Origin of the sequence: Mesorhizobium sp. M1A.F.Ca.IN.020.06.1.1 (assembly GCF_004023265.1) — a bacterium.
In the GTDB taxonomy this organism is placed as follows: Bacteria; Pseudomonadota; Alphaproteobacteria; order Rhizobiales; family Rhizobiaceae; genus Mesorhizobium.
Genome location: NZ_RZSR01001337.1, coordinates 1 through 1,199 on the forward strand (window position 1 = coordinate 1; position 1,199 = coordinate 1,199).

Annotated in this window: 1 protein-coding gene; it reads left to right on the forward strand. The window is 60.4% G+C overall.

The genetic code is table 11. From position 1 onward, the window contains the following. The first annotated feature begins 243 nt into the window (after positions 1-243). The gene (locus tag EOA60_RS33790) at positions 244-1,005 is read left to right on the forward strand and encodes a Crp/Fnr family transcriptional regulator (RefSeq protein WP_095799844.1); all 762 of its coding nucleotides are present in this window, start codon (positions 244-246) and stop codon (positions 1,003-1,005) included. Positions 1,006-1,199 lie beyond the last annotated feature (194 nt).

Consider the following 1,199-nt stretch of genomic DNA (forward strand, 5'->3'; position numbering starts at 1 on the left):
GCATAGTTGCTCGACATCCATCGCTATCAGGAATTCGTCTTCCAAGACCAGGATACGCAATCCGTCTAGCAATGGGGGCACGTGGCGGCGACTCCTATAAGGCTGCAGTCATGCGCGGTATTCGGCGCTCTGTCATTTAAAAAAGACATGACCGGCGATGCATTGCGTGAGCGGCGGAACCTCGGTCGGCGTGAAGCGTTTGTATTCGCCCGATCGGGGCAGGGGTTTCGAAGAGGGGTCGAAATGTCCGGCCAGAGCGCATATTCCCTTGCCACCCGCCAATATCCTTGCGGCAAATGCCCGTTGCGGCCGTTGCCAGTCTTTCGCGAATTCGAGAGCCAGGAGCTGTTGTTCGTCAGCGGCTTCAAGAAAGGAGAGCTTGCGGTCGACAAGGGGGCGACCGTGCTGGTCGAAGGCAGCCACAGCGCGCATCTCTACACCATACTTTCAGGCTGGGCATTCCGCTACAAGCTGTTGCCCGACGGGCGGCGGCAAATCCTCAATTATTCCATGCCCGGCGATCTCATCGGCCTGCAAGGCAGCCTGATGGGCGAGATGCAGCATTCCGTCGAGGCCTTGTCGCCGATGCTGCTGTGCGTCTTCGAGCGCGACCAATTGCACGAGCTTTACCGCAACTACCCGGGCCTGGCCTATGACATCACCTGGATGGCGTCGCGCGAGGAGCGCATGCTCGATGAAAACCTGCTGAGCATCGGTCGCCGTTCCGCGCTTGAGCGCACCGCCTATCTTGTCGCCTTCATCTCCAGCCGTGCCCGGGGGGCGGGCCTGAACGGCAAGCGGCCGGTGCAGATCCCGATCACGCAGCAGCATATCGCCGATACGCTCGGCCTTTCGCTGGTGCATACCAACAAGACGATCCGCAAGCTGATGGACCGTAAGCTGATCATTTGGCGTGACGGTGGTTGCGAGGTTCTCAGCCATGAGGGGCTGACGGAGTTGGCCGGCTGGCAAGGTTTGGGTGAGGAGCGCAGACCGCTGATCTGACGACGAGCCGGACCGGCAGAACGGAACCCCGGTCTCGGCCAAGCGTTGAAATGGAAGCAAACATAAGGAGTTACGCAATGGCGACCGCCGCAGGCAGATCCGCAACAGACACTCCCCCCAGCGCCGACCTCGAAGCCGACATCCGGCAGTTGAAGGCCGATATCGAAGAGCTCACCAGGCAATTGGCCAAGACC